Source organism: Flavobacterium sp. CHNK8, assembly GCF_019774515.1.
Classification (GTDB): Bacteria; Bacteroidota; Bacteroidia; order Flavobacteriales; family Flavobacteriaceae; genus Flavobacterium; species Flavobacterium tiangeerense.
This window is the reverse complement of the sequence record NZ_CP081492.1, coordinates 668,602-693,944: the sequence shown is the minus strand read 5'-3', so window position 1 is coordinate 693,944 and position 25,343 is coordinate 668,602. Positions and strand designations below refer to the sequence as shown.

Annotated in this window: 22 protein-coding genes and 1 tRNA gene; 7 read left to right on the top strand and 16 right to left on the bottom strand. The window is 34.5% G+C overall.

The annotated features are described in order from the left end of the window. Positions 1 to 80: 80 nt before the first annotated feature. The 4 genes from K5V07_RS02860 (at position 81) to K5V07_RS02845 (ending at position 4,267) form a co-directional block, all read left to right on the top strand. A complete protein-coding gene (locus K5V07_RS02860; protein ID WP_221916318.1) occupies positions 81 to 1,145 on the top strand; it encodes an anhydro-N-acetylmuramic acid kinase in 1,065 nt (354 codons plus the stop codon). A gap of 146 nt (positions 1,146 to 1,291) precedes the next feature. Next, entirely contained in the window at positions 1,292 to 1,876 is a 585-nt protein-coding gene (locus K5V07_RS02855) for a chalcone isomerase family protein (RefSeq protein ID WP_221916317.1), read from the top strand. A 90-nt stretch (positions 1,877 to 1,966) separates the two neighbouring features. Continuing rightward, entirely contained in the window at positions 1,967 to 3,193 is a 1,227-nt protein-coding gene (locus tag K5V07_RS02850) for a Glu/Leu/Phe/Val dehydrogenase dimerization domain-containing protein (RefSeq protein ID WP_221916316.1), read from the top strand. 174 nt (positions 3,194 to 3,367) lie between these two features. Further along, entirely contained in the window at positions 3,368 to 4,267 is a 900-nt protein-coding gene (locus K5V07_RS02845) for an energy transducer TonB (protein ID WP_221916315.1), read from the top strand. 204 nt (positions 4,268 to 4,471) lie between these two features. On the opposite strand, the gene K5V07_RS02840 is transcribed toward K5V07_RS02845, so the two are convergent. Both K5V07_RS02840 and K5V07_RS02835 read right to left on the bottom strand, forming a co-directional pair. Continuing rightward, a complete protein-coding gene (locus K5V07_RS02840) occupies positions 4,472 to 4,867 on the bottom strand; it encodes a biopolymer transporter ExbD (protein WP_086453455.1) in 396 nt (131 codons plus the stop codon). Between the two features lies 1 nt (position 4,868). Continuing rightward, entirely contained in the window at positions 4,869 to 5,564 is a 696-nt protein-coding gene (locus K5V07_RS02835; RefSeq protein ID WP_221916314.1) for a MotA/TolQ/ExbB proton channel family protein, read from the bottom strand. 128 nt (positions 5,565 to 5,692) lie between these two features. Here K5V07_RS02835 and K5V07_RS02830 point away from each other — a divergent pair, with 128 nt between their 5' ends. Both K5V07_RS02830 and K5V07_RS02825 read left to right on the top strand, forming a co-directional pair. Further along, complete coding sequence (locus tag K5V07_RS02830) at positions 5,693 to 6,913, top strand: folylpolyglutamate synthase/dihydrofolate synthase family protein (RefSeq protein WP_221916313.1); 1,221 nt, start codon at positions 5,693 to 5,695, stop codon at positions 6,911 to 6,913. Between the two features lie 86 nt (positions 6,914 to 6,999). After that, positions 7,000 to 7,074: transfer RNA gene (locus K5V07_RS02825), tRNA-Val, on the top strand. Positions 7,075 to 7,246: 172 nt separating this feature from the next. Here the strand turns inward: K5V07_RS02825 and K5V07_RS14965 are convergent. The 8 genes from K5V07_RS14965 to K5V07_RS02790 form a co-directional block, all read right to left on the bottom strand. Next, complete coding sequence (locus K5V07_RS14965) at positions 7,247 to 7,417, bottom strand: hypothetical protein (RefSeq protein WP_255577538.1); 171 nt, start codon at positions 7,415 to 7,417, stop codon at positions 7,247 to 7,249. Then, entirely contained in the window at positions 7,418 to 7,567 is a 150-nt protein-coding gene (locus K5V07_RS14960) for a DEAD/DEAH box helicase family protein (protein ID WP_255577537.1), read from the bottom strand. Positions 7,568 to 7,773: 206 nt separating this feature from the next. Beyond that, positions 7,774 to 9,672 carry a hypothetical protein gene (locus tag K5V07_RS02815; protein ID WP_221916312.1) on the bottom strand — a complete coding sequence of 633 codons (1,899 nt, stop codon included), beginning with the start codon at positions 9,670 to 9,672 and terminating at the stop codon, positions 7,774 to 7,776. A gap of 353 nt (positions 9,673 to 10,025) precedes the next feature. After that, positions 10,026 to 10,607, bottom strand: a complete 582-nt coding sequence (locus tag K5V07_RS02810; protein WP_255577536.1) for a hypothetical protein — start codon at positions 10,605 to 10,607, stop codon at positions 10,026 to 10,028. Positions 10,608 to 10,934: 327 nt separating this feature from the next. After that, the gene (locus K5V07_RS02805) at positions 10,935 to 12,476 is read right to left on the bottom strand and encodes a hypothetical protein (protein WP_221916309.1); all 1,542 of its coding nucleotides are present in this window, start codon (positions 12,474 to 12,476) and stop codon (positions 10,935 to 10,937) included. A gap of 668 nt (positions 12,477 to 13,144) precedes the next feature. Next, positions 13,145 to 13,513, bottom strand: coding sequence for a hypothetical protein (locus K5V07_RS02800; RefSeq protein WP_221916308.1), 369 nt, complete (start codon positions 13,511 to 13,513; stop codon positions 13,145 to 13,147). 15 nt (positions 13,514 to 13,528) lie between these two features. Then, positions 13,529 to 13,720 carry a hypothetical protein gene (locus tag K5V07_RS02795; RefSeq protein WP_221916306.1) on the bottom strand — a complete coding sequence of 64 codons (192 nt, stop codon included), beginning with the start codon at positions 13,718 to 13,720 and terminating at the stop codon, positions 13,529 to 13,531. 271 nt (positions 13,721 to 13,991) lie between these two features. Beyond that, positions 13,992 to 14,573, bottom strand: coding sequence for a tRNA-(ms[2]io[6]A)-hydroxylase (locus K5V07_RS02790; RefSeq protein ID WP_221916304.1), 582 nt, complete (start codon positions 14,571 to 14,573; stop codon positions 13,992 to 13,994). A 346-nt stretch (positions 14,574 to 14,919) separates the two neighbouring features. Between K5V07_RS02790 and K5V07_RS02785 the strand changes: the two genes are divergently transcribed. Next, the gene (locus K5V07_RS02785; RefSeq protein ID WP_255577532.1) at positions 14,920 to 16,155 is read left to right on the top strand and encodes a glycosyltransferase; all 1,236 of its coding nucleotides are present in this window, start codon (positions 14,920 to 14,922) and stop codon (positions 16,153 to 16,155) included. A 40-nt stretch (positions 16,156 to 16,195) separates the two neighbouring features. Here K5V07_RS02785 and K5V07_RS02780 read toward each other — a convergent pair whose 3' ends face one another. The 6 genes from K5V07_RS02780 to porU all read right to left on the bottom strand — a co-directional run bounded on the left by K5V07_RS02780 (position 16,196) and on the right by porU (position 25,311). Beyond that, positions 16,196 to 16,567 carry a RidA family protein gene (locus K5V07_RS02780; protein WP_221916303.1) on the bottom strand — a complete coding sequence of 124 codons (372 nt, stop codon included), beginning with the start codon at positions 16,565 to 16,567 and terminating at the stop codon, positions 16,196 to 16,198. Positions 16,568 to 16,904: 337 nt separating this feature from the next. Continuing rightward, positions 16,905 to 18,560: a pyruvate dehydrogenase complex dihydrolipoamide acetyltransferase gene (locus K5V07_RS02775; RefSeq protein ID WP_221916302.1), complete on the bottom strand. Its 1,656-nt coding sequence runs from the start codon at positions 18,558 to 18,560 to the stop codon at positions 16,905 to 16,907. A gap of 7 nt (positions 18,561 to 18,567) precedes the next feature. Beyond that, positions 18,568 to 19,566: a pyruvate dehydrogenase (acetyl-transferring) E1 component subunit alpha gene (gene pdhA / locus K5V07_RS02770; RefSeq protein WP_221916301.1), complete on the bottom strand. Its 999-nt coding sequence runs from the start codon at positions 19,564 to 19,566 to the stop codon at positions 18,568 to 18,570. Positions 19,567 to 19,709: 143 nt separating this feature from the next. After that, entirely contained in the window at positions 19,710 to 20,192 is a 483-nt protein-coding gene (gene cdd, locus K5V07_RS02765) for a cytidine deaminase (RefSeq protein WP_144894288.1), read from the bottom strand. Positions 20,193 to 20,272: 80 nt separating this feature from the next. Beyond that, positions 20,273 to 21,442 carry a type IX secretion system outer membrane channel protein PorV gene (gene porV / locus K5V07_RS02760; RefSeq protein WP_221916300.1) on the bottom strand — a complete coding sequence of 390 codons (1,170 nt, stop codon included), beginning with the start codon at positions 21,440 to 21,442 and terminating at the stop codon, positions 20,273 to 20,275. Positions 21,443 to 21,480: 38 nt separating this feature from the next. After that, positions 21,481 to 25,311: a type IX secretion system sortase PorU gene (gene porU, locus K5V07_RS02755; RefSeq protein ID WP_221916299.1), complete on the bottom strand. Its 3,831-nt coding sequence runs from the start codon at positions 25,309 to 25,311 to the stop codon at positions 21,481 to 21,483. Positions 25,312 to 25,343 lie beyond the last annotated feature (32 nt).

The window sequence follows — 25,343 nt, the reverse complement described above, 5'->3', positions numbered from 1 at the left end:
TGTAAATTAATTGTTCTTAAATTTGCCCCCAAAAGTAATTATTAAATATCAGATTTCAAACGATTTCGCAATTTTAGCCAATGTTTAAAGAAAAATACAATATTATAGGTGTAATGTCAGGCACGTCGCTAGATGGCATTGATTTGGCAAACATTGTTTTTACTGCAAAAAACAATACATGGGAATTTGAAATCTTAGAAACTGAAACTGTTTCATATTCACCAGATTGGTTAAACAAATTAAAAAGTGCCGTTTCATTCTCTTCTGAAAAATTAGCTGAATTAAATGAAGCCTATACACAATTACTAGGTGAGGTTATCTTGAACTTCATTTTAAAAAACAAGCTCAAGTCTATTGATGCCGTTTGTTCCCACGGGCATACTATTTTACATCAGCCAGAGAAGGGTATCACTTTACAAATTGGAAATTTACCACATATAGCATCTATCGTAAAACAAAAAGTAGTTTGTGATTACAGAGTTCAAGATGTAGCACTAGGGGGCCAAGGCGCACCACTTGTACCTATAGGAGATCGGATTTTATTTAGTGAATATGACTATTGCATGAATTTAGGTGGGTTTTCAAACCTATCATTTGAAGTAAATCAAGAACGGATAGCTTTTGATATTTGTCCTGTAAACACGGTGTTAAATCACTATTCTAATACGCTAGGATTGGCTTATGACGACAAAGGTGCTATTGCAAAAAAAGGTGAATGCCATGCTACCTTATTACAAAAATTAAACGCATTAGACTATTACCAAAAAAAACACCCTAAATCACTGGGCTTTGAATTTGTTAAAGAAATAATTATTCCATTGATAGACCAATATGACTTATCAATTGAAGATAAGCTTAACACCTTTACAAATCATATTGCTATACAAATAGCAAATGCGTTGCCAAACAAAACTGGAACACTATTTATTACCGGAGGCGGAGCTTACCATAATTTTTTAATTGAAACAATACAAAATGAATTGCCACTGGCTACAATTATAATTCCTTCACCTAATATTATCGAATTCAAAGAGGCACTGATCTTTGGAATACTTGGAATATTGCGATTAGAAAACAAAATCAATGTATTAAAAAGTGTGACAGGAGCCAAAATGAATCATAGTTCAGGAAAAATTTATGAATAAATAAATATTTTTCATTAATTTTAAGACAAATCAGGCTAGAAATCATAATTTTAAAAGGACATTATTCTCAATACCATTACAATCCTTTTTTTGAGCTATATTTGCAGACTGTTTTAAATCCATTTTTTTTAATTAAATACCACATTATGAAAAAAGTACTGATAGTATTCGCCTTAATGAGTGCACTACAATTTAATACCGTAAATGCACAAAAAAACTTTACAGTTAACGGAGTTAATATTCCTAGAACAATTGAATTTAAAGGAGTAAATCTTACCCTTAATGGAGTAGGACAACGCTCTAAATTTTTTACTGACTTATACATTCAAGCTTTATACTTGACAAAGTTTAATCAAGATGCTAAACAGATTCTTGAAAGCGGTAATGAAATGGCTGTTGCACTTCACATCACGTCTGGATTGATCACTTCAAAAAAACTATCTAAAGCGCTTGCAAAAGGGATGGAAAAATCTGTAGGAGAATCAGGAGTTCTAAAATTTGCCAAAGAGCTTCAAGAACTTGAAGACTTATTAAGCACCGAAGAGACTAAATCTGGTGATGTTTTTGAACTTACTTTTAATCCACAAGATGAATCATTATGGATTACAAAGAATAAAATTTACAGAGGTAAAATTAAAGGACTAGAATTCAAAAAAGCATTCTACGGAATTTGGTTATCTGAAAATCCGGTTGACAAAACGCTGAAAGAAGATTTATTAGGAAAAGAATAACTAAAAAAAATCTTTATTCTTTTTTTCGCAGAATAAACAATTAGCAAAATTGCTTTTTTTATATTTGCAGATATAAACATATCACAACAAATGAAAGATTTATTAAAGAAATTCGAAAATAAAGAGCCTGAAATTGTTTTTAACTGGAAAGATCCTGAAACCGAAGCCGAAGGCTGGACTGTAATCAATTCTCTTCGCGGAGGTGCTGCCGGTGGTGGTACAAGAATGAGAAAAGGCCTTGACATGAACGAGGTTTTATCACTTGCCAAAACAATGGAAGTTAAATTTTCGGTTTCTGGACCCGCTATTGGTGGAGCAAAATCTGGAATAAATTTTGACCCAAATGACCCAAGAAAAAAAGGAGTATTGCAACGCTGGTACAAAGCCGTTTCTCCTTTATTGAAAAGTTATTACGGTACAGGTGGCGATTTGAATGTAGATGAAATTCACGAAGTTATTCCTATGACTGAGGAATGTGGCGTTTGGCACCCGCAAGAAGGCGTGTTCAACGGTCATTTCAAACCTACTGAAGCTGATAAAATTAACAGAATAGGTCAGTTGCGTCAAGGTGTTGTAAAAGTAATTGAGAACCCAAAATTCTCTCCAGATGTTTCTAAAAAATATACTGTTGCTGATATGATTACTGGTTACGGTGTAGCCGAAGCCGTTCGTAACTTTTATGCCATTTATGGCGGTGATGTAAAAGGAAAAAAAGCTATTGTTCAAGGTTTTGGTAACGTGGGTTCTGCAGCAGCTTTTTACTTGGCCGAAATGGGTGCCAAAGTAATTGGTATTATTGACAGAGATGGCGGATTGATCAATGAGGAAGGATTCTCTTTTGAAGAAATAAGAGCTTTGTTTTTAGCTAAAGACGGAAATAAACTGGTTGCCGAAAACATGATCCCTTTTGAGGAAATCAACCAAAAGATTTGGACAATTGGTGCTGAGATATTCACTCCATGTGCCGCATCAAGATTGGTGACTCAATCTCAAATTGATAGTTTAATTTCTCACGGTCTTGAAGTAATTTCATGTGGCGCAAATGTTCCTTTTGCTGACAAAGAAATATTTTTTGGTCCAATTATGGAAGATGTAGATCATAAAGTAAGTTTAATTCCTGACTTTATTTCTAATTGTGGTATGGCACGCGTATTTGCCTATTTCATGGAAAAGAAAGTTCAAATGACAGACGAAGCTATCTTTTTAGATACTTCTGAAATCATTAAAAAAGCTATCGAGAAAGCGTATGAACTTAATCCTAGCAAAACTAACATTAGCGCAACTGCATTTGAAATTGCACTAAAACAGCTTACTTAATACAAGCAATCATATTATACTTATTAAAATGGGAATTAGTAGTCATAAAAGCTACTGATTCCCATTTTACTTTTAAAAAGCTCCAATTTATATTTGAGCACTCGCTTTTTACTCTTAACAATTTTTAGTACTTTTCAACGTTTTTAATCATACACTTTTACAAACAAAACAAAAATGAGTTCCACCATTTCATCTAATCAAAAGAAATCTTTAATCATCACTACTCTTTTGTATGCGACAATGTTGTTGATTTTATTTTTTATCCGATTTTGGCCTCCTGCAAATGCAGATGAACTTGCCGGCGGTGGCGGCGGTGGTGGAGTTACAGTCAATTTTGGAGATAGTGATCTTGGGTCTGGAGCTGATTATCAAAGTGAAGTACTAGAGGTAACCAACCAATCTAAGCAAACTCCAGTAAATACTGCACCTGACGAAGCTATATTATCACAAGAGAACAGTACTGATGAAAGTGTTGTTATTCCTATAAAAGAGAAAACAAAGAAACCTACAGTAGTTGTCAAAGAAGAAACAAAACCCGTAGTTGTAAAACCAAAAGTTTCGAATACTACAAATGATGCATTATCTAGTATCCTTAAAGGTTCAAACAAAGGAGGCGATGGTGATGACAAAACAGCCGGAAACAAAGGAAAAGCAAACGGAAGCTTAAACTCTGGAGAATATTATGGATCCGGAGGTTCTGGCGGTGGAACAGGCGGAGGAAACGGAACTGGAACTGGTATAGGAACTGGCAGTGGCTATGGATCTGGAAGTGGAGGCGGATCCGGAAATGGTTCTGGTGGTGGCGTTGGCTATTCCCTAAGAAACAGAAAAGCGATTGCTAAGCCTGCTCCTAAATATACGTGCAACGAACAAGGCAAAGTAGTAGTAGAGGTAGCGGTTGACCGCAACGGTAGAACAATGAGCGCCATTGCAGGCGTAAAAGGAACTACAAATACGGCAAAATGCTTGCTAGATCAAGCTAGAATTGCTGCTATGAACACCAAGTGGGACGCAAGCAGTGATGCACCTGAGAAACAAGTAGGAAAGATTGTTTATAATTTTAATTTGAATTAATTGCTTAGCCTACACCAACATTCCATTAAAAAATAGGCTTCAAATACACGTTGGGCCGCGTGAGGGATAGCAGCAAGTACCGAAGTACTGCGAATAGCCCGACCAGAATAAAAAAAGGGGCTAATAACTATAAAGTTGATTAGCCCCTTTTATTTATTGTGGTCACGCCCAAAAATAAAAACTTTTAAAAACGTGACCTATTATTTATTTAGGACTGGTAGCAATCACAAATTTTAGATTGTTTCTCACTCCTATTTGCAAGACATCGACTAAATCTTGTACTTGTAAGTTAAATGGAATCCTAACAATAACGGTTTGATCTTTTGCCGAACCCATTTTCGACATTAGTGTAGTCTCGAGTTCTTCGAATGAAACAGGCTGTTTGTCAATGTAAAATTTTTTGTCCTCAGTGACGGATAAACTGATGTATTGCTTGTTTGTTTTTTCATTTGATTGTGCCTTTGGCAAGGTCATCTTGATTACATTTGGATTAGCAAGTGTTGAAATAATCAAGAAAAACAGCAATAAAAAAAACATGATGTCGCTTAACGAAGAAGTCGCGACCTCAGCATGGAATCTTCTTTTTCTTTTTATAGACATGTTATGATCTTTGAATAATATTTACAAACTCAAGAACTTGTTTTTGGATTTTTAATGCAAAATTATCAATTTTTCCGTTCAACAAGTGATATCCACTGTAGGCAACAATTCCTACTATTAAACCCGCTCCACTACTAATCATTTTTTCGTACAATCCACCAGAAATGTTTCCGATACTAATATTCTCAGTAACAGATATGCTATAAAATATTTTAATAACTCCAGAAATTGTCCCAATAAAACCTAATGTAGGCGCTATACCTGCAATAAGCCCTAAATGGCCTAAGTGCTTTTCCATTTCGCCAATTTCAATATCGGCTGCACGATCCATATTCGATTCGATTTCACTAATTGGCCTACCAATAACAAGAATACCTTCTTTAATTATATTTCCAGACCCAGTGCTGCTTCGTTCTGCAATAGATCTTGCTAAGTCCAAGTTTCCAGAATTCAGCTGATCCCTTACATCACGCAGGAGTAATGAATCTATTTTTGAAGCTTTACTGATATATAAATAGCGTTCTACAATGAGATAAAAGGTATAAAACAATAAAATCCCAATAGGAATTAGCCATATTCCTCCTTTTAATAAAAATCCTAAAGTAGAAACCTCAGTATTAGGAGCAATTTTTTCAATAACTACATTTGATGCAGCATTAGTAAGGGTGTCCGCCTGTAATTGTATAAAACTAAACATATAATATTATTGTATTTTAATCATTAATTCTAAAATTTATTTCAATTTTGCAATAAAGATACTTTTCGATGTAATATTAAACTAAAAAAATTGAAAAATATTTTAAACAATTCCTATTTACCATCAAAATGAATTATCAAGACACTATAAACTGGATGTTTAATCAACTCCCAATGTACCAACTTCAAGGAGCACAAGCTTACAAGAAAGATTTAACTAACGCCCATAAACTTGCCGCACACCTTAATCATCCAGAGAAGCATTTAAAATGCATTCATGTGGCAGGAACCAATGGCAAAGGATCAACATCACACATGCTAGCATCGGTTTTACAAGAAGCGGGATATAAAGTAGGTTTGTACACGTCTCCACATTTAAAAGATTTTAGAGAACGTATTAAAATAAACGGAATCGAAATATCTGAAAAATTTGTTGAAGATTTCATAACTGAGCATCAGCTTTTTTTTGAAGCAAATGACATGAGTTTTTTCGAAATGACAGTAGGGTTAGCATTTGACTATTTTGCCACTTCAAAAGTTGACATTGCTATTATTGAAGTAGGAATGGGCGGAAGACTAGATGCTACTAATATTATCACCCCATTAGTTTCGGTTGTGACCAATATAGGACTGGATCACACCCAGTTTTTAGGAAATACACTTGATGCAATTGCTTTTGAGAAAGCAGGAATTATAAAACCAAATGTTCCCGTGATTATTGGAGAATACACCTCTGAAACAAAACCCGTTTTTATAACTAAAGCCAAAGAAGGCAATTCGGAGATTTATTTTGCCTCTGATTTAATTTCAGAAAACTATGCTTCAGACTTGATTGGCGATTATCAAATGTACAATAAAAAGACAGTAATACAAACTATACAGGTTTTGAATAAGCAAACTGAATTTAAAATTACCCCTCAAAATACGCAAGCTGGTTTGTTACTTGTAGTAAAAAATACTGGACTTCACGGCAGGTGGCAGCAAATACGTACGGCTCCAAAAGTAATTTGCGATACAGCTCATAATAAAAACGGGCTTGAAATCGTATTAAAGCAAATACAAAAAGAGAAATTTGACACGCTACACCTTATTTTAGGTGTAGTCAATGATAAAGATTTAGAAGAAATCTTGCCTTTGTTTCCAAAAAATGCAAAATATTATTTTTGCAAGCCCAATATTCCTCGTGGACTAGACGCTTCAATCTTACAACAAAAAGCTGCGTCATTTGTACTTCAAGGCGAAGTATACAATTCTGTTTCAGAAGCTTATCAAATAGCATTGCAAAATGCAATAGAGACCGACTTCATTTACGTTGGCGGCAGCACCTTTGTAGTTGCAGAAATTTTGTAATTTTTTTTATTTTTTAGTTGCATATCCAAAAAACAGTCTTATATTTGCACTCGCAATAAGGAAATGAAAATTATCGAATTGCAATAGGGCGATTAGCTCAGCTGGTTCAGAGCACCTCGTTTACACCGAGGGGGTCGGGGGTTCGAACCCCTCATCGCCCACAAAACTTCTCAAGAAATTGAGAAGTTTTTTTTTGCACAAAAATCAACAGCTTTTTAGTAAAATATCTTAATACAATTGGATCAAGTTCAAAAGTTGGGGATTAGGCAATCCTGAATAAGAAGAAATCAATTTTCCTTACCTCTCTAAACTAACTTCTAAAGGCTTTTTACATCACGCATAAAACACAATACTTCTAGAGGCCGAATATAAGGTGCCTGTGGCAACCATATCTACGGTAACGGCAACACTCGGGTAATAATCGTTACAAAATTGTTGCAAGACACTTTTTGGGTCTTCTTCACCTCGGTAGGTGTTTATTTTTGAAAAACTTATTTTCTTCACCTAATTCTGATTGAAATAACCAAACATTCTGTTATCAGGCGTTGCGGTTAAACCAATTTGAAACACATCATAATAATCCAAGACTTGTTTCCAAAGGTTATAAATACTTCTATGACATTCGTCAATGACTAGAAAATCAAAAAAACTCAAAAGGCACTTTTTCGTTATAGCCTACAGGAATTGCTTCTTTAGGTTCGAAATGAGTTTCGTTAGGATTTTGGTTATTCATCCTTTGCTATTAATTTGGGTTTTCAACAAATCTTAACATTTTATCCCCCTACTATTTCTACTCTTTTATAAATATAAAAACCGTAAAAGGATTAGTTTTACGGTTTTTTTTGTGAAAAATTTTACAGCTATATTTTTTTGATCTTACTTACTTGCTTACTAGTTAAATTGTAAGTAATCCCAAAAAAATAGCCAATTCTAAATTGCTCAGTGGTTATATCCTTTATTTGAATTTCTGCAGCGAGTATTCTATCTGCATCATTTTTATAAATACTTTTAATTTGATTTACTCTTTTAAAAGCTGGACCAACGGTAAATACTATTTTTTCTCTTTTGCCAATTAATGCACTGACACCAGGAAAAAAAGAATTAAAATTTAAATCAACCACATTAATAGATACGCCTAGCGAAAACCCAAAGGCAAACATACTATTACTTCTAAAACTTGTGTGAAGCATTGCTGCAATTGTTGGCTTATATTTAGAGGTGTTATTTTCAACTATTTGAAATGTAGCATCTTTAACCTTTTTTATTTCGTATTCTTGATTTTTAATACCAAAATCAAATACGGGACCGACACTTACATCCCATCTTACGCCTTGTCTTACATATTCCATATAAGTAAAATCTTTATCATTTTCTTTTATAATAGAGCTTCCTAGTTCATTGTTTTGCTTTATTTTTACTTTAAACTCTATGTAATCTTCGAGCGGTTGTACCGGATTTGATACCACAGTAAAGGCTTTTTTTTTAGATAAAACATTATTGATAATTTCTACATTGTTTAGTTTTTTTCTCAATCCAGTAACATCTACCAATAGATAAAGCGCTTCAACATCTCTTTTTAATGTCTCAATTTGTGTCTTTACTAATTTTGCATAACTTTCATCTAATTTATTTATTGTATAAAACAATTCATCATTATGAAAGAAGTTGTATTCTTGAATGAAATCAGCATAAGCTTCATCAAATATTGAGACAACAGAATAATATCCATTCCTCTTATCAGTTTTTAAAATAGAGCAGATTCCTTCTGAATCATTATTGTACTGATTAAAGTTTAAAGAGGGATTTATAATATAATCGATAAAGTTATTATAAGCAGAATTTATTTTATTAATATCTTTAATTTGTATGTATAAATAATTATATTTAGAAAGTAAAGAATTAGTTTTAATTGTAAATTTCCCTAAATCATCACTAAGCTTTATCAGCTCATTTTTTTTATCTATCTTTTCATTTTTTATATTTACAAGGGTAGATTGTTCTTCGAGAATGTTATTTTTTAATGTGAGTATTTCATTTCCAATAGTTATAATAGTGCTGGAATAGTTAGCGGTTATTTGATTATCAGCAAGTTCTCCTTTTTTCTGTTCGTCGTCTTTCTTTATTTGATAGTCATTTAATATTTTTTGTTTTTGATCTAAAAGATTTGAATTTAATTGAATTTTATTTTCAAGTGCTGTAATTTCTCCACTTAGTTGTACAATGTAATCACTTTTTTCTTTTATGCCACTTGCAGGATTAAATTTTTCCTTTATATTTTTTTCATTATTTCCTCTTTTAACCTCATCTGAAACCTCTAGATTAACATTCAATGCAGTTGCTTTAATTTCTTCTTTTGGCTTGTCTTCTGCAATTAATGAAGCTACTTTTTTTTCATCACCATTTAAAAAATCATCGTTTATTTTCACATCATTTGAAGTGATTTCTACTTTGTTTGCAATTTTATTGATGTTATCTATTTTGAATACAATTGGTTGTTTGTGTTTGGGTTTTAATTGATTTGAAGTATAAGCTTGTGTTTCAAAATCATAAATAACAGTTAGAACATTGCTCTTTTTATTTATTACTGCTATTTTCTTTATTAGTCCTTCGACTTTTTTTGAGTCTTGTGGAATTTTATTTAATTCAGTCTTTAGTTCTTTCTCCAATTCTTCCTTTGTTGTTTGTTTATCCTCGGGATTAGTTTGAGAATAAATACTTACCCCTAATAAGAGTAACAATGCGAGTAATAGTTTTTTCATGTTTTTAGTTTTTAGAGTTGTTCAAAATTGTAATAAATACCAAATAAATTTACCAAATCTAATCTTTATTAAAAAGCGATACATGAGTATAAATACCTGTTTTTCAGATGTAAACGTAAAAATTATTCATAAATATAACTAGGGGGAAAACACCCTTTTTTATCAGTCACACACATCCTTTAAACCCAAATGAACATTCCTTAGCATCAAACTCGCAACCATAAAGTAAACTAAAGTATGGAACAAAAAAAACGGCTTCCTACCCACTGGAAGCCGTCTAAACAAATTTTTAATTTAAACTAAACAATTATTATCTCATTATATCTTAGACTATATTTTGAAAAAGTTAAGCCTTAAGCCATTTGAACATTTTGCAAGCTAAATGTAAATGGGGTAGAAGAAGAACCAGGACCGCCGCCAGTCATCACAATATCGGCACTAGAGATCCCCAACAAACTAATCTCAGTATTTATTTGCGACATAATGGCTGAATTTATTACTTCACCTTCGGTTATTTGAGAAACAACACCAATCCAAATAGTAGGTTTAAATGAAAACACTGCTTTTTGACTTGGCGCTATATTATGAGTTGAAGCATATAAGCTACCACTACGATATACATTCCCGCTAATAGAACCCGTAGGTAAATTATTAGCAATTTCTATTTCAGTAGGGCTCACAGCGGATTTTCCGCTCAATTGTAAAATATCCCCAGAAGTGTTCTTAATCATCTCAAATTGCTGACCGTGCTGGGCTAATAATTCAGGGGTATAATTCCCATAAGAATCCCCAGCCGAAACATACACATTTAGATCGTAAGTCAACGGATGATGATCTCCTACACCGCAATTTTCGATTACTTTCCAAGCAATAGCCAGCTCTTCAAAATCTGTAGCACTATTTTTAGCAAAAATAACAATGCTACTATTATTCATATCATTTGAATGATTAATAAAATTTAATCTTATACCCTTCATAAATTATGGTGCTGTAAGACAGTGTCTTGGTTATTTCTTAAAATTAATATTTTCTTTAGAAATTAATGTGTTTTAAAAGTTAAGTAGCCCGTTGGGTGTAGTTATGATTTCAAGCCCATTATTTCGACCTACTGTCACTCTCCTGGCTCTGATTGTAATGGATACAATCAATTTAAAATGTGTTTTTTAATTCTACCCATCCGGTTTGAATAAGCCAAAAGTGTAAGGCTGTCCATAATCTATTGATCTATGGAAACCTTACACTTTTAAACTCTTTTCAATCTATTACTGAATTAACTTAACCTTTTTTCCTGAGATAGAATCTCCTCTTCTAATATCAGCATACACGTGACTTAAAAAATTAGGGTCTAAAGTAGGTGTAGGCGACTTATAATCATGATGACAACTAAAACAAGAACCATTTGGGTTATAGGCCGTACTTTGATCATAGGTTTCCATTGTGCTATTTGCCAACTGACTTGTACCTATCGCCACACCGCTTGTGGTATTGGTAGCTGAATAACTTTGACCATTAGGTGCTGCGCCACCATCCGTCCAAGTGGATCCTATAAAAAGATAATTTTTTCGTATGTCATTACCAACCAATTGGGATAGCACCGAATTGTTAATCGATATGATCTGACTATTGGAAGCCGCTGCAGTAGCATTCTCAGGGTTTGGAACTCCTTTATTCGTCACACCCCAAGGCTTGGTTCTAGTAGTATTACTAGGGCTAATGGTATTATTTGGTGGAGGAGGTGAAGTGTTTTTGAGCTTCCACTTCGCAGAAATAGTATCGTTTTTAAACTTCATGTGAGAAATATTAATGTTGGTCGTATCTGCTGGTGCCGAATTCAAAACCCAAAGGCCTTTAGTATCTGCCGCAATCTTCTGTTGCTTCATTGCGGTATCTAAATAAGTGTAACTTAAATTAGGGGCATTGTTTTTATGTTCAAAAGTTGACCACACCATCTCTGGATGTCCAGCCGTACTTCCCACAATGTGCACACCCAACAGGGCTAATTTTATTTTTTGAGTTTTATTAGGAATGATAGTCCACTTTTTTGATGTTTTAATATAAGTAGGAACAAGTGCATCTATAGTAATATATTTACTCAGATCTTTCACAGTACTGGCATCAACCCACGAAGTTTTAAGTTCGATGGCTAATGCCTTGGCGTCTGGTAAAACAATATTTTGGGTTTTAGCATAAGCTATAATAGTATTTAGTTCTGCTTGTGTGGTTGGAAATTGCTTGCCTTTCATTTTGCCTGCATTTACAGCCGCTATAAACTGTGCATATACATCATTTACCATCGTAATATAATAGAGAAGGGCACCATCTTTTGACATCAAAGCATCTCCTGTGGCTTGTCCTTCTTCACTGTCAACACCTATACTTTTTTCTAAACTAGGGAGTGCATTCAATAATACACCAGGTTTATGCGGAATTAATTTTCTTTCATTGGCACCAAATTCTGGTGAAACGGTAAAGAAAACAGGTGATTCAAAAACGGTCTTACTTTGTCCATAAATACCTGAGCTTGGCGAAGTAATCCACAAAAACATTTGCTCAGACCATCGGTAAAAATCACAATTGTCTGCATGACCAAAAGTCACACTGTTAGCAGGTTCTACAGCTCCGTTCTCAGTAGGATTACCACCCACAAACCAAGTCTTAAACTCAGAAGGAGTGACTACACAAGAAGGTAAAACATTGATTGGCAAGTAGCTTGAAGCTTCTGTTTTTTCTTGGGTTTTACAAGCTATAAAAATGGTGAGCCCTAAGAAGGCTACGACACTTAATTTGGTAATTGTTTTTTTCATGGGGAGTAATGGTTTCTTTAGTATTAGTTTTTGTTAGTAATTGTTTAACCAAAAATATGACAAGCCAAGCATATAGTTTAACGTATAAATACCTGCTTTTTATTTTTTTTTGGCGTACCCTCGCAATGCCCTTCACTTGAGAGTTAATTTTTAAAAAAAATCGTCTATTGTAATCTGTTCATGGATAGACCGTACATTACATGTCGTGGAACTTCCTGTGTCATGCCACGAACTTTCCTTTGTCATCCTTCACTAGTCACAAGTAATTAAATTACAGTGTCTTAACAGCAAATAATTGTTCTACAAAATAAGTGTGTTAAATTTCTTTGCCTAAACAAAAGGAGAAAAGAGTGATGCCATTAATGAATGATGGATTTGACTGACTAATAATAGGCTTTTTTTCTGAGTCGCCATTGTCTGTTCCAAGAAATAGTATAGGTGCCAGCTATTGAAATAAATAAATACCTATTTCAATCTAAATTAAATAATCTAACAGTTTTTGAAGTACTGAGTTATTTTATAGAGAAATGTATTTATGAAGCAAAGTGAACTTTTGTACTTGATAAATTACTACGCTTAACTTAAACTGTAAGTTTTATTTGCATATCTAAATTAAGGATCAATTTTCAACCAAACAGATCACAAAAGTTGTTATTTCTTCATCATTTCTATACGCCAAGTAGCCTCCGTGAGCCTCTACAATGCTTTGAGATAAGGTTAAGCCAATTACGGCTCCTTCTTTTCGGGTCTATGTGCTCCTTTTTAAACAACGGATTCATGATTTGACAACTGTTGTCAATCCATTTTGATAGTTCCATTATTTGTTTTTTGGGAGATGGAAACATGGCCAGTTTTCGGTAACTTTCTACAAATTGCTGCAAGTGGTCACTTCGTCTCAAAATCGTGGTGATACTACTTTTCATATCGTCTAAATCTTCTGCCGAAATGGTTTCCTGCTGCACTAGGTCTTGTAAATTTTGAGAAAGTGACCGAATGGGAGTTATCGAATTCAACAGCTCGTGTGAAATCACTTTCATTAAATTGACCCAAGCTTATTTTTCTTTTTTCTCAATTACATTTTGAATTGAAGCCAGTAAAACAATTAAATAATCACGATTGTAAATTTCGCTTCTAGACGTCTGCATCACAAATGTTTGCGTGTCTTGCTGATTGACACGAATCTCTAAAGATGTTTTAATTTCATGAAAATCCTGTTTTTCGATAATTTCACATAACGCAGGCAAATGATTTTTTAGATACTTCCATTTTGATACTTTTGGGACATCAAAATGTTTCGATCGTAATTAAAATAGAACGGTAAACAATATCTTTTGAAACCTGCTCGTTTTATCAGTTGTAAAAATTAACCCGATTATGCAAAGGAGTTTACCCTGCAAACGGTTATTTCTTTTCATCTTGAATAAAATGATTCATGAAGAAATTCATCCAGCCCACAAAACTTCTCAAGAAATGGAGAAGTTTTTTTTTGCACGAACCTGAACATTAACTTTCGGTTTAGCCGTGAATGGTTTCACTTGTGCCGTAGTTCACAATTATCGAAGTTTCAAATTCAATCCATTCCTTCCAGCGTTTATCCACATCTACATGATCTGCATATTTTTTGGCAAATCCTAAAAAAGTCGTGTAATGTCCCGCTTCACTAATCATTAAATCTCTATAAAATTTAGCTAATTCCGCATCAGCAATGTTTTCCGAAAGCACTTTGAAACGCTCACAACTTCTTGCTTCAATCATAGCCGAAAACAACAAACGCTCACACAAAGCATCATTCCTACTCCCATCTTTTTTCATGAACTTAAACAATTCATTCACATAATGATCCTTGCGCTCGCGCCCTAGCGACAACCCTTTCTTTTTTATCAAGTCGTGCACCATTTGCAAATGCTCTAATTCTTCCCTAGCAATAATCATCAATTCAGTTACCAGTTCTTCTTTTTCTGAATTTTGAGTAATCAAACTTATTGCGTTCGATGCCGCTTTTTGTTCACACCAAGCGTGGTCTGTCAATATTTCTTCAATATTTGACTCCACTATATTTACCCATCTTGGGTCCGTAACTAATTTTAGTCCTAACATTTCAATATCATTTAATGTAGTACAAAATTAGTGATTTATTGCATAGACACATCAATCAAGATCAGATTGAACCTTTAATAAAACAAAAATAATTAGGGCGTGCCACCAAAAAAAATGGCCTAGCACCATTCCACTCAGCCATTTTTTTGCTGTCGGGCTATCCGCTTCAAGTCCTCATTGCGTTTTTGCTACGCTACAACGCAATTGCGGGCTATACGCTACTATCCCTCACGCGCGTTTAACCTGAAATACAAGCCTTTATTTTCATCAGAATTTACAAGTCTCTAAAGCTACAATACCACATTAAATTAGTATTTTGCAACCGTAATTTTCATCTCTCAAAAAAGTGCAATCACTCTTAATTATTGGTTTTGTTTGGCCTGAACCCAACTCCTCAGCAGCAGGCGGAAGAATGATACAATTAATTTCGCTGTATCAAAAACAAGGATTTAAAATCACCTTTGCCTCTCCTGCACAAGACAGCGCTTTTAGTGTTGATCTTGAAGCGCTGCACGTTGACAAGAAAACAATCCTTCTCAACTCGTCTAGTTTTGATGCGTTTATTAAAGAACTAAATCCAGCTGTAGTGCTCTTTGATCGCTTTATGATTGAAGAACAATTTGGCTGGCGCGTTGCCGAAAATTGCCCTACTGCAATCCGAATATTAGATACCGAGGACCTACACTGTTTGCGTCTTGCCAGACAAAAAGCTTTCAAAGAAAACAGAGTATACACAACCGAAGACTTATTTGTTGAAGAAGTTGCCAAAAGAGAAATTGCTAGTATTTTGCGATGCGATATCTCCTTAATGATTTCTCAATATGAAATTGAAATACTAACCACTACATTCAAAATTGACCAGTCACTACTACTCTACCTGCCTCTTTTACTTGAGCCTGAGGCAATTTTAAATGCAACTACAACACCATCCTTTGAGAACAGAAGTGACTTTACTTTTATTGGTAATTTTTTACACGAACCCAATTGGAATGCGGTTCAGTATCTAAAACAAACCATTTGGCCCTTGATTAAAAAACAAGTACCTGAGGCCGTTTGCAAAATTTATGGTGCCTATCCTTCCCAAAAAGTGCTGCAACTGAACAACACAAAAGAAGGATTCTTAATTCTAGGTCGCGCAGAGGATGCACAAGAAGTAGTAAAACAGGCCCGAGTTGTTCTAGCCCCCTTGCGTTTTGGCGCAGGAATAAAAGGAAAATTACTCGAAGCCATGCAATGCGGTACACCTAGCGTAACTACTTCAATTGGTGCCGAATCAATGCATGGTGATTTACCATGGAATGGTTTTATCCAGGACAATCCCGAACTTTTTGCCAACCAAGCAGTATTGCTGTATCAAAATAAAAAAACATGGCTAACCGCTCAAGAAAATGGATTTGAAATAATCAAGCAACGTTATGCAAGAACATTATTTGAAACTGATTTCAATGAGCAAATGCAAAACATACAGAAAAATCTAGAACAACACCGTTTAGACAATTTTATGGGTGCATTGCTACAGCATCACACCTTGAAAAGTACCATGTACATGTCAAAATGGATTGCTGAGAAAAATAAAAACTAGAACGAAATTTACTTCTAAACTGATTTATTTCAAGCTGTATTTATTCCATAACAGCGATCGCTTCAATTTCAATGAGCCAATCTTTATTACCCAATACCGAAACACCAACAAGGGTGCTTGCTGGATAATTCTCATTTCCTAAAAATTCGTTTCTAATTTTTCTAAAAATCGGCAAATCGGTTTCTGGATTAAAATTTACGATATAGGTATTCATTTTAACCACATCCTTAAATGTAGCATTGCATTTTCGCAATTGCTGTTCTAAGTTTTGAAAAGTAGCAATTACTTGAGCTTCTAGTGTATCCCCAATGCCAATTTGCCCTGAAATATAAAGAGTTGTAAAATCACCCGTTTTTACCAGTACTGTTTGCGAAAAACCTTCACTGGGATCAATGTATTCCTTTTCAATCATTTTGTAGTATATTAAGTCTATACAAAATTAATAGTTTATCTATTGAAAGTCCTTTAATAAAAACATTTTTTAAACAAGTGATACCGCAACGTGAAAACTACTTTGTTTGTATTTCATTTTCAAAAATAATTAGACTGCTACGCAATTTTCTCTATTAAAATCTCGTGCGCATGAAGGATAGGAGCGACATCCTTTTATGAAGCGGTAGCGAAATAAAAGATATAGCGTATAGCCTGACCGTGCTGCAACGCTAGTTTAAGCAGGGACATGCCCAAAAACACAAAACCCATCATCTTAAAAAAAAGTGATGGGTTTTGTTATTAGATTGAATCCGCAGTTATGCAAGCATAGTCACTGGATTTTCAATGTATTGTTTTAGTGTTTGCAAGAACTGTGCTCCAGTTGCTCCATCGATAGTACGGTGGTCACAAGCAAGAGATAACATCATAGTGTTTCCTACTACAATTTGTCCATTTTTAACAACTGGTTTCTCAACAATTGCTCCAACAGATAGGATTGCAGAATTAGGCTGATTGATAATTGAATTGAATTCAACAATACCAAACATTCCTAAATTAGAAACAGTAAAAGTACTTCCTTCCATTTCTGTAGGTAATAGCTTTTTGTTTTTTGCTCTTCCGGCAAGATCTCGTACACTACCTCCTATTTGAGACAAACTCATAGCATCTGTAAATTTCAATACAGGAACTACTAGACCATCTTCAACAGCTACAGCAACTCCAATATTCACATGGTGATTGATCGTAATGGCATCATCTTTCCACTGTGAATTAATTTTTGGATGCTTTTTTAAAGCCATTGCACAAGCTTTAATTACCATATCGTTAAAAGATACTTTTGTATCAGGTATTGAATTAATCACTGCTCTTGAAGCCATTGCATCATCCATAGCTACTTCGATTACTAAGTTATAATGCGGAGCAGTAAATAAAGATTCAGCCAATCGTTTTGCAATAATCTTGCGCATTTGAGAATTCTTGATTTCCTCTGTAAATATTTCTCCAGCTGGAACAAATACCTTTGGTGCAGCAGGTGCAACAACAGTTTCTGCTTTTGCAGACGGTGCATCAGCAGTTGGTTTAGCAACAGCTGGTGTAAAGTTTTCGATATCGCTTTTTACGATTCTACCATTTTCACCCGAACCCTTAACTTGATTCAACTGAATTCCCTTATCACTTGCAATTTTCTTTGCTAATGGCGAAGCCAAAATACGTTGTCCATCAGTTGCAGCTTCTTGAGCAACTGGCTCAGTAGTTGCTGTTGTTGTTGCAACTTCTTCTTTAACTTCTGCAGTAGGAGCAGCTGTCGTTGCTCCGCCTGCTTTATAATTTATAGCAATTCCTGCAACATCGGTTCCTGCGGGACCAATAATTGCTAAAAGACTATCAACCGGAGCTGTATTTCCTTCTTCAATACCTACGTATAATAATGTACCCGCATTGAAAGACTCAAACTCCATTGTTGCTTTATCGGTTTCAATTTCAGCAAGAATATCACCTTCGGCAACTGCATCTCCTACTTTTTTCAACCAGGTTGCAACAGTTCCTTCGGTCATCGTATCACTTAAACGAGGCATTGTTATTACCACTACTCCTTTTGGTAAAGAAGCCGCTACTGCAGATGACTCTTTAGTAGTTTCTGGAACAGCCGCCGCTTCTGAAGCAGGTTTTGCTTCGTCTGCAGCTGGAGTTGCCTCTGCCGGTTTTCCTGCAAGTAATGCTGAAATATCTTCGCCTTCTTTTCCTATGATGGCTAATAATGAGTCTACTGCTGCTGTTTCACCAGCAGGTATACCAATATGTAAAAGAGTACCTTCGTTGAAAGACTCAAATTCCATTGTTGCTTTATCGGTTTCAATTTCGGCAAGAATATCTCCTTCGCTTACTTTATCACCCACTTTTTTAAGCCAAGTCGCTACCGTTCCTTCCGTCATCGTATCGCTCAAACGAGGCATTGTAATAATTGTTGCCATAATTGATTTATAGTTTATGAGGTATAAAAGGATAGTTTTCTTGTTCGTAGACTACTTCATATAATTGTTGAATTGGTGGGTATTCCGACTCTTCGGCAAATGTAGCACACTCTTCAACCAAATCTTTCACTCTTTGATCTATAGCTTCTATTTCTTCGCTTGTAGCGTAGTTTTGATCTTTAATTACATCTAAAACTTGTGTAATTGGATCTATTTTTTTGTATTCTTCAACTTCTTCTTTAGAACGGTATAATTGAGCATCCGACATAGAGTGACCTCTATAACGGTATGTTTTCATTTCTAAAAACGTTGGTCCATCGCCACGACGTGCTCTATCAATTGCCTCTGTCATTGCTTCAGCAACTTTTACTGGATTCATTCCGTCTACAGGTCCGCATGGCATTTCATATCCCAAACCTAGTTTCCAGATATCCGTATGATTTGCAGTTCTTTCTACAGAGGTTCCCATAGCGTATCCATTGTTTTCAACAATAAAAACTACAGGTAATTTCCATAGCATAGCCATATTAAAAGCTTCGTGTAAAGAACCTTGACGTGCTGCTCCATCCCCAAAATAGGTCATAGTCACACCGCCAGTATTAAAATATTTATCTGCAAATGCTAAACCAGCACCTACTGGAATTTGACCTCCTACAATACCGTGACCTCCATAAAAACGGTGTTCTTTTGAGAAAATGTGCATAGATCCACCCATTCCTTTTGAAGTACCCGTCACTTTACCAAGTAATTCTGCCATTACACGCTTAGGATCCACACCCATACCTATTGGTTGTACGTGATTTCTATAAGCGGTAATCATTTTGTCTTTAGTCAAATCCATAGCGTGAAGCGCTCCTGCTAATACTGCTTCTTGACCGTTGTATAAATGTAAAAAACCTCTAACTTTTTGTTGAATGTATAATGCTGCCAGTTTATCCTCAAACTTTCTCCAAAATAGCATATCCTCATACCATTTCACATATACTTCTCTTGTAACTTCTTTCATCTGAATTTTTCTTTTGCTTAAGTGTTATTGTTGAATCAATTTGAACCTATAACGCAAAATAGTTTCCTCCCACAAATTTGCGAAACGCAAAAATAAGACATTCCGCGTAAGAACTAAAATATAATGGCTAGTTTTTGGGAATTTTAAAGGAATTTTTTATCAAACATAAATGGCAATAAATTTTTTAAGGAGTCTGATTTGTAAACCAAACCTATTTCACCCATAAAATAGATTTCTATAGGCATTTCTTGTTTGATTTCATATTCTGCAATTGATTGCCTGCAGGATCCACAAGGCGGAATTGGCGCAGTAGTTTGATTGGTATCTGAAGCTGCTGTAATTGCCATTTTTAAAACTTTTGCATCGGGATACTTTGCACCAGCATAAAAAATAGCTACACGTTCAGCACACAATCCTGATGGATAAGCTGCATTTTCTTGATTTGAACCTACAATCACCTCTCCATTATCTAATAAAATTGCTACTCCAACTCTAAATTTCGAATAGGGTGCATATGCATTTTTACGAACCTCTACAGCCTGTTTCATTAAATCTTGAACATCCGTTGGCATATCTTGTGCATCTTCGAAAACGGTAAACTGTGTTGAAATTATTATTTCTTTCATATTTGTAAGGGAAAAAAAATCCAAATTACACTTTTAACAAAGGTGCAATTTGGATTATCTATAAGTAATTAATCTAAATTTTAATATTCATCGTATTGATCTCCAAAATTAAATGTCAAGGAGAATCGTAATGTATTTTCTAGTGGGTTCCTAACCTTGGATGCCGAAAATAAATAAGAGACATCTACCTTGATAGTAGTGTACTTAAATCCTGCTCCTAATGAAAAAAATTGTCGTGCTCCTTTTTGAGGACTTTCATGAAAATATCCCATTCGCATGGCAAATGAATCTTGATACAAATACTCAGCACCTACAGCATAGGTTACTTCTTTCAATTCTTCACTCATTCCGTCTGGCGCATCACCAAATGATTTAAAAATGCCAGAAGTCCATCCGATGGATCTGTAATTTTCTAAATTTTGATTTGCTTCTTCAGGTGTAGTAATTCCATCGCCATTCAAGTCGTTTTTTTGAAAAGTAGGAACTAGCAATTTATTGAATTCTACATTAAGTGCTACTTTATTAAAATCGTCCAATATAAAATCAAATCCAGTACCTAACTTTAAATTAGCTGGTATAAAATTATTATTAACATCATCATTGTCGTAACTAATTTTTGGACCTAAATTTTGAAAATTAAATCCAGCTCTCCAACGTCCATTAAAATCAGAATAGGCAATTTCCTCAGATTGAAAAAAACCTGCTACGTCTACTGCAAAAGTACTTGCAGCCGTTGCATCATTAGCATCTGAAGCTACCTTTAAGTTAGAATTGATAAATCGTCCTCCTACAGCCATCGAAAATTTCTCACTCAATTTTAAGGAATACGATAAATCCACTGCAAATTCATTTGGTGAAACTACACGAGCAGCCTCATTAGGATCTCCAGTTTCACGTAGTTCAATTTCGCCAAGACCAAAATAACGAATGCTTCCAGCAAACGCACTTTTTTCATTTAGTTTGTTATAATACGTTAACTGACCTAATGAAATATCATTTACTAAATCAGTCAAATAAGGAGTATAACTTACTGAGAATCCTTGAGCATCTTTAGAAAATGCATACTTAGCAGGATTCCATTGTTGTGAGAAAGCATCAGCAGATGTTGCTACTCCCATATCAGCCATACCAGCTGCTCTAGCATCAGCAGCGACTAATAAAAATGGTACTCCAGGATTGATTGTTCTGTCTTGTGCGGATGTGATATTCATGCAAAAAAGCAATGCAAGAATTGGTATTATGTTTTTCATTACGAGGCTTCTATTTATTAAACAAATATAGTATATTATTAAAGTATTACAAGTTTTTCGAATTTTTCTGCTTTTTTATTAGACGCATTTGATTTTACAGTTAGTTTATACACATAAACTCCTTTTCCTAGCTTATCTCCAAAATCATCTCTTCCATTCCAAGTGAGTTCTTTTGATAAGAAACCGTCCGTTGTTATAATTTGATTTTTTGTCCAGACAATTTTTCCAGTCACTGTCATCACTTGAACTTGAACTTCTAGCGGTTCAAATGGTTTGTTATGTGTAAACCAAAACTCAGTATAATTCACAAATGGGTTAGGATAGTTAAGTACATTACTCAAAGTAAGCGTATCATTACCTACAACTACAAATTGTATTTCGGCAATTATAGGATTATTGTAAACATCCCAAGCTTTAAAGCTTATGGTGTGCAGACCAGGCGTAAGGTTCCGAAGTGGAAAACGCAGTGTTCCTTTTGTGAAATCGTCCAAATCTGCTTGGTAATAATCATTTAATATGAAAGGATTATTTACATCACCATCTAAAACAGCAACTATATCATGACCTATTCCGCTTGCCGTGTTGATTCCGCTTTCATCACTTAATTTTGCAAGTAAAAAAGGAGATTCATTCGTATTTCCGCCAGATACAAAATTTTCATCGTTCATATACAACTGTACTCTAGGACTTGTGTTATCAAGTGGCGCATTTTCATTAATCCCTCCTATTTTAATATTGCTATCAAAACCATTTTCGTTTTGCAAGGCGTCTTTCTTTTTGGCGTAAAAACTAATTCTTCCGTTTGCAAGAGGAATTCTAATATCTCTAGGCACGATAAAACTGTATTCAAATTGTCCATTTACAACACTAGCGCTTCCGCGAAAAATAGTTTCGCCCAATACATTAAAGTTAATGGGTGGACTATTGCCGTCATTATTAAGTGTTGTTCTGTTGAGCATTTTATCAAAAATCATCGAGGTAACTTCACCATTGTAATTTGAAATAATATTGTTGTTTTCATCACTAACTTCACCAGTAATTTTTATTTTTGACAAAGACTTAAAATCTTCTATCGCCTGACTTACAGGAACATCATTAACTTTTGTCAATCTAATTTTAGGTCTTGGAATAGCGAGCTTTAAAGCTGGATCACCAATGTAAAATACAACATTTGTAGCAGAGTTTGGATTGCTATTTTTTGAAATACGAAGTGCCTCAGCTATAGAGGTGTATTGACTAGAACCGTAAGAAAGCAAATTTTTTGTAAACGTATCATTGAATGTTTCAGCGCTAAACTGCCCTATTGATCGTATAGTAGTAATCATAGCTATGGCACCGCCTTTTGGATTCCAATACGTAAATTCACCCGCAGTAGGCCGCGAAGGGTTGTCAAATCTTGAAAACTCACAAGTGATAGTTATGAATAAAGGATATTTGAATTGATTACTTAAATTTTGACCATCTGATTTTTCCCAAATACGCTCAACTGATAATCCGTCCTCGCCACCATGACCTAAGTAATTAAAAACCAACGCTCCTTTTTCAAAAGCATTAAAAAAATCTGTTCTAGCTTTTGGATATCGAGCACCGCCTGCAGCTGCCTCTTGAATGTATGAATCCAAAAGAATTTTATTGACATTAAAAAATGGTTTCTCAGTAGCTATCGTATTCGCTAGATTATTTTGTTTGTTTTGCAAATTGGCATCGGATAACACATCTGAATCATCTGAAATGAGCACGAAATTATTACGCCAGCTACCAAACGATTCTGAGTTGTGATATTCCAAAACTTTATTAATCATTTCATTAGCCTGTTTCGCATCGTTAACAAGCATTCTTCCCACAGCAATATCAATACCTCCAAAAGAAGAAGTAATATTACCTTCGTTAGCATCCATCAAGCCGTAAAAATCATCCGACGCATAAGAAGATTCTCCTGAACTGCTACTATTTAAGGCATGATATATAGGTACAACATTAGTATTATTTGCGATCCTATTCTTGTAATCATAGGAAGAATCACCAAAAAGATTAATGTATTTAAGTCTTTTGTCAGGACTTGACGCATTTTGATAAATGTATTTAATACAATTTCTAATCGCCGCAATGTCTTGCTTTCCCGACGAAAACTCGTTATAAATTAACTCCAGCGGAATTACTTTTACATTTAAGCCCGAATTAGTGCGATGGAAATTAGCCAGTGTCTCTGCTTGCGACACAAGTACCGTAGGCGAAATAATTACATAGTCAATATCCTGAAAATTACCTGCTCTATTTGTAAAAAGTGTTCCTTTTAAATTTTGATTAGAAACTCGTGTTTGAGCATCTCTCAATGGCGTAAAAAAATCTGCATCTACAAGCGCAACATATTTTCTAATTTCACCTAAATTGGCTTTAAAATCAATTGTATTTTGATTGGAATTCACAACCGTTTTAACGTTATAAATATCCGTTACGTCCCAAATCTGCGAAATACCGGCTGCATTAGAAACCGTGTAATTCACAATTCCATTCGCGGCGTTACCAGCATCGTATTGAAATCGGAATTGCTTCCCGTAACCCTGAAGTTTCCTTTTTGCTATTAGTCGAATTTGATCAAGAAATCCCTTAGAACCAGGAACACCATTGTTATTATAATTGAGTTTTATTTTAACATTTTCAGAACCATTTATTGTGGTGTTATTAGGCAAATTACTAACGAAAAACTCCGTACTTGATGTATTACTAAGCGCAGGAAAAGTAAGTGTTGCAAGAGCACTTCCATTTGAAGTCACACTAAATGAAGTTGCTGTAAAAGCAGCCGACGCTGCAGTCAGCATAATTTTTATAGGAACTGAATTGTCAACATTTGGGAAATTAAATTCGAATTCTTGCTCGTTTTTAATTTCAAATGACTCCCCAAGCCATTGCCTGCCCAATTTACCAATGTTTGTTATATCCTTTTCATAAAATTGATAATCATCAAATGTATTTAATAATAATGTAGGAGTTGCTGTGGGTTGTACCAAGGGACTAATTCTTTTACCATTTTCACCTTGAATATTGACGTAATAATAGGATTTGGAATCATATAAATTAATATTGGTCCGACTTTCTTCATTCCATGTATCAGTACCTTCACCATAAAAAAGCACATAGTCCGAGTCATCAAACGTGCCATCATTTTCCCCAATAATTTGAATGGAATTTTCCAGTAAATCATTTGGGTATGCTATGTTATTACTTAAAGGTAACATCCTGCCACCATTTCCGAATATTTTAATTTTCCTTGCGTCTACATTTTTAAAATCAATACCCAGCTGCTCTAAAAACCTTTTTGACAATTTGTAAATACCAGATTTTTCAATATAAAATTTATACCAATTCCCTTTAGCCAATAAAGAATTAGAAATACCTACTGTAGTTTTAAAACTGCGGTTGGTAACAGATGTGTTAGCAGTAATAGAATAATTAAAAGAAATAATTTTCTTAAAACCAAAATCATCCTTTATTATAGGTGCAAAAATAATTTGAGCAGTTACTAAATCTCTTGCAGTTGAAAGTACAAGATCAAAATCAGCTTCAGTCGGTATGTTTTTAAGATTTAAATCTCCTAATTGTTCTTTATATATAGACTCATAAACTACAGAACTAACTTGTAAATTCCCATCTTTATAACCCCTATAATTTGGTATGACATAATAAGCCTTAATAGATTGACTTGAATCATCATAATGAAACTCATCTCCAGAAAAATAGGGAATTACTATTTGATTTGCGCCGTAGTACATCTCTTTTTTTTCAAACCAATTCAATTTTATTTCACCACTTAGTTGTGAAAAACTGAGTGCCGGAATGAAGGCCAAAAAAAACAAAATTATTTTTCTCATTCTTTTTTTAACGTGATTTGTTTATTCCTAGT